The sequence below is a fragment of the Rhodococcus sp. EPR-147 genome (genome assembly GCF_001647185.1).
Lineage (GTDB): Bacteria > Actinomycetota > Actinomycetes > Mycobacteriales > Mycobacteriaceae > Rhodococcoides.
The window spans coordinates 1-4,263 of the sequence record NZ_LVCU01000584.1 but is presented as its reverse complement, the minus strand read 5'-3'; the positions used below and the strand labels follow the sequence as shown (position 1 = coordinate 4,263).

4 protein-coding genes are annotated in these 4,263 nt (G+C 64.5%); 2 read left to right on the top strand and 2 right to left on the bottom strand.

The window, feature by feature from the left end; genetic code table 11:
- Window positions 1-151: 151 nt before the first annotated feature.
- A complete protein-coding gene (locus A2J02_RS26475) occupies window positions 152-1,438 on the bottom strand; it encodes a lysine N(6)-hydroxylase/L-ornithine N(5)-oxygenase family protein (RefSeq protein WP_068055875.1) in 1,287 nt (428 codons plus the stop codon).
- A 347-nt stretch (window positions 1,439-1,785) separates the two neighbouring features.
- On the opposite strand from A2J02_RS26475, the gene A2J02_RS26470 reads away from it, so the two are divergent.
- Window positions 1,786-2,892, top strand: coding sequence for an ABC transporter substrate-binding protein (locus tag A2J02_RS26470; protein WP_156516401.1), 1,107 nt, complete (start codon window positions 1,786-1,788; stop codon window positions 2,890-2,892).
- A gap of 72 nt (window positions 2,893-2,964) precedes the next feature.
- Here the strand turns inward: A2J02_RS26470 and A2J02_RS26465 are convergent, their stop codons facing one another.
- A complete protein-coding gene (locus A2J02_RS26465) occupies window positions 2,965-3,381 on the bottom strand; it encodes an HIT family protein (RefSeq protein ID WP_068055869.1) in 417 nt (138 codons plus the stop codon).
- Between the two features lie 68 nt (window positions 3,382-3,449).
- On the opposite strand from A2J02_RS26465, the gene A2J02_RS26460 reads away from it, so the two are divergent.
- On the top strand, window positions 3,450-4,241 hold the full coding sequence (locus A2J02_RS26460) for an HAD-IIA family hydrolase (protein WP_068055867.1): 792 nt from the start codon (window positions 3,450-3,452) through the stop codon (window positions 4,239-4,241).
- Window positions 4,242-4,263 lie beyond the last annotated feature (22 nt).

Sequence of the window (4,263 nt, the reverse complement as noted above, 5' to 3'; positions counted from 1 at the left end):
ACCGAGATGCTCACCAGGCACAGCGCCGCCAGCACACCGGTGACGAAGAACAACCCCGCGGCCCGACGGGCATCGGTGCGAGCGAGACCACCGACTTCGGCCGGAACGCCTCGCTGTTCCGGCTCGTCGCCCACGCTCGTCCTCACCCGATTCACACCACCGATCGCACCCTCGCGCCCACAGCGGACTTCACGATCTCACCGCTGCGAACAGCGATGTTGGACAGCAACGACGAGGTCAGACCATGCGTGTGCTCGGTGCCGCCCTGCAGATAGATCGAACCCGCACTCGGTTCACGCGTCACGAGTCGGTAGTCACGCGTCACGCGAGGCCCACGGGAGTCGTGTTCGACGTCGTCGAACAGCGGACCGAGGATCTCGGGCAGATCGAGGGACGTGAAGCCTGTGGCATAGACGACAGCGTCGCACAGTATGTCCTCGGCCAGCCCCGTCGGGCCGTGCTCGACGGACACACGAACGCCCGACGGCTCCTCGGTGGCTCGGATCAACCGGGATGCTCCGTGCACGAACAACCGGCGCTTCCCGCTGACTCGCTCGGAGTACTCGCGTGCGTACAACTCCTCGATCAACGGCAGGTCGACGGCGGAGTAGTTGGTTCCGCGGTGATAGTGCAGTAGTTGCTCGCGCAGTGTGTGCGACGACGAATAGAAGTCGTCGACGGCCGTCGGATCGAAGATGCGATTGGCGTAGGGGCTGTCGTCGGCCGGGCTGTATCCGTACTTGCGCAACACCGCGTGCACCGACGCGTCGCTGTACGTCGAGTGCAGGTAGTCCACCACCTCGGCGGCACTCTGCCCGGCACCGACGACGACGAAGGTGCGCTGCGTCCGCGACGGCAACCGATCGAGCTCGCCGAGAAGATCGTGGTTGTGGAACTGTCGCGCCGACGCCGTGACCCCGTCGGGCAGGGTGGCGGTCAGTCCTCCGGCGAGCACGATGTTACGTCCTCGCACGGTCCCGGTTCGCCGGCCCTCGGTGCGGACGCCGTAGCCGTCACCGGTGTCGACGACGTCCAGCGCCCGGGTGCCGTAGTGCACGGTCGCGTCGACTTTGCTTGCGGCCCAAGTTAGGTAGTCGTGGAACTCGAGCCGACTCGGGAAGAACGTCTGCAGATTGATGAAGTGATTGAGCCGACCCTGTTCCGACAGATACGCCAGAAAGCTGTATTCACTGCTGGCATTGCGTTGGGTCGCCAGGTCTTTGAGGAACGAGATCTGCATGGACGTCCCTGGCAACAGCATGCCGGGGTGCCAGGCGAACTCGTCCTTGGATTCGACGAAGCAGGCCGTCAATCGCTCTGCCGGCGAGCACATTCGATTGTGCTCCTCGATCGCGATGGCCAGGCCCAGATTCGAGGGCCCGAAGCCGACCCCGACGATGTCGTAGGTGCCGTCGGAAAAATCGTTGTGCGAGGTCATCGACGGCTCGCCCCCGCGGTTCGATCGGCGGGGCCGGCGAGGTGCGGATCGGCATGAACGAGGCCTACACGGTGGATCGCTCCACCGAGCTCGGTGCGGTGCATAGAGCGTCTCCTTCTACTTGCGGACGAGATTCGGGGTGACGCCGGCGAGGGTCCGTCGATGGCCGTCTCGGCAGTGCCCAGCGTCCTGGCTCGATGTCATGAACAGCGCTACTTGCCTACCGTAGGCTAACCTAACATTTCCTGGTCTACAACGGCTCCGTCGTGCGTCGAGTGCGCCCGGACACGTGTGTGGCCCTCGATCTCGTCGGTTCACCGTCCATCATCGAACGCGAAAGTGAGCGCATGTCTTCGACAAGAATCCGCACCATGGGGCGATACACAACCGGCCCTCGCGCCCTCACTGGAGGTATCGCGGTGCTCGTGCTTCTCGTCGCTGCAGCGTGCAGCGGCGGCACCACCGACACCGAGGTCGTCGACCTGAACGCGAACCCCGCCGCGTGCGGCGAGAACGACCTCGTCGATGCAGTCGACCGAGCATCGGGACCGTTCACGTACACCGACGGTCGCGGACGCACGATTTCGCTCGATGCTCAGCCGACGAGAATCATCGCCGACGAGGAATCGGCAGCAGCGCTGATGTCTTACGGCATCAGACCCATCGCCATCTGGTCGACCACTCCGATGTCCACCAGCCCGATTCTGAGCTGCTCCGATCTCACGGGCATCGAATCGGTCGGCGAGAGCTGGGGGACATTCGATGTCGAGAAAGCCGCCAGCCTCGAACCGGATCTCGTCATCGGCGAGTACAACCCTCGATTCGGCCAGTTCGGCAAACTGACCACCTCAGCCGACTCGTCCAAGGCCGACACGATCGATCAGCTCGCCCCCACTTTGGGTGTCACCTTGGATACGACCTCGACGGCACAGACCATCGAGAACTACGCCGGACTCGCATCCTCGCTCGGCGTCGACCTCGACACGCCACAACTGGCCGACATCAAGGCCGAATTCGACGCCGCTGTCGCGAACTTCGAGAAGGTGGCCTCCGAGAGTCAGGACCTCACCAGCGTCGGCGTCTGGCCACTCGACGTCGCTTACGTCCTCGATCCGTCGGCAGACCCGGACTTCAGCGACTACCAACGGTGGGGCCTGAAGATGTACACCCCCGACGGCACCGATGACGGGTACTGGAAGAAGGTGTCGTGGGAGAACGTGTCGACCGTCGACGCCGACGTCGCGTTCGTCTATCACGACGTCGCCAACGCCGCCGACGTGAAGCTCGCCGATATTCCGAGCCGCTACCCGGCCTTCGACACCATCGCTGCCGTCGACAAGCAGCAGATGGTGTTGTGGGACTACGGTGCCAACAAGAGCTACAGCCGCTACACGAACACAATCGACATCTATGCCGACGCGCTGTCCAAGGCGAAGAAGGTCACGCCCGAGTAATTCGGCGGACCATGAGCCACGGGGTCACCGGAAGGCATCTGCCGGTGGCCCCGAACTTCGTCGAGGCGGCCATCACAGCGCGGCTGCGATCTCTCCGGCCTGCCGGTCCAGTTCCGATCGTTGCGGCGACGACGGCCGAGCCCGCAGGCCGAAGCCGTCCCCGATCATGCGTGGGATGACGTGCAGATGCACGTGGAAGATTTCCTGACCGGCGACCGTGCCGTCGGCGAGAAAGAAGTTGACGCCGGCGACACGCGAATTGCTGGCACGCACAGCGGCGGCCACCTTCTGCCCCACCACGAACAGGTGCGCGCCGATCTCCGGCGGCAACTCCGCCAGCGTCCGATACTGCTCCTTGGGCACCACCAACACATGTCCGCTGGTGAGCGGCCTGATGTCCATGAACGCAATCGCTGTCTCGTCCTCGTGGACGCGAGAAGCCTCGGCCGTCCCGGCAATGATCTCGGCGAAAAGCGTGTAGGGGTTCACACCTTCCGAGCGTAGGCGCTCGGGGCTCTGAAGCTGCGCGGCCCCGGCCCGGAGACTACTGTTTGCCGATGAGCATCGGCGGGGTTCTCTTCGACATCGACGGCGTTCTCGTCACGTCGTGGCAGGCGGTGCCAGGGGCAGCAGAGACTCTGAAGTACCTGGACAGCAAGGACATTGCTCGCGCCTTCCTGACGAATACGACGTCCAAAACCCGTGGACAGATCGCTACGGCGCTGCGCGAGGTGGGACTCGACGTGCATTCGGACGAGATCGTCACGGCCGCGTCGCTCACCGCGGATCATCTGCGTGAGAACTATCCGGACGCGCGGGTGGTGCTGATCAACAACGGTGAGATCGCAGGCGACATGCCGGGAATCGAATTCGTCGACGAGACGTCCGAGGATCCCGATGTCGTCGTCGTCGGCGGGGCAGGCCCGGAGTTCACCCACGAGCGGCTCAGCCGCGTCTACGACTGGCTGTGCCGGGGCATTCCCGTCGTCGCGATGCACCGTTCGTTGATGTGGAGCACCGGAGCCGGACTGCGCATCGACACCGGCATGTACCTCGGCGGTATGGAACAGGCGTCGGGACACACCGCGAAGGCCATCGGCAAGCCCGCTCCGCTGGGATTCCGGACGGCGTCCGAGCGGATGGGGGTCGACCCCGACGACGTCGTCATGGTCGGCGACGACCTCGACAACGACGTCCTCGCCGCCCAGGTCGTCGGGATGACCGGCGTGCTCGTTCGCACCGGAAAGTTCCGTCAGGACGTGCTCGACCGACGCATCACCGACGAATTCGCGATGGAACCCGACCACGTGATCGACTCCGTGGCCGACCTCCCCGGTGTCCTCGCCTGACTACAGAATCGGCGACGGGCTG

Excerpts from the sequence above, each read along its gene's own strand:
- A2J02_RS26460 (WP_068055867.1), top strand. The coding sequence starts at position 3,450 with ATGAGCATCGGCGGGGTTCTCTTCGACATCGACGGCGTTCTCGTCACG.
- A2J02_RS26475 (WP_068055875.1), bottom strand. The coding sequence starts at position 1,438 with ATGACCTCGCACAACGATTTTTCCGACGGCACCTACGACATCGTCGGG.
- A2J02_RS26470 (WP_156516401.1), top strand. The coding sequence starts at position 1,786 with ATGTCTTCGACAAGAATCCGCACCATGGGGCGATACACAACCGGCCCT.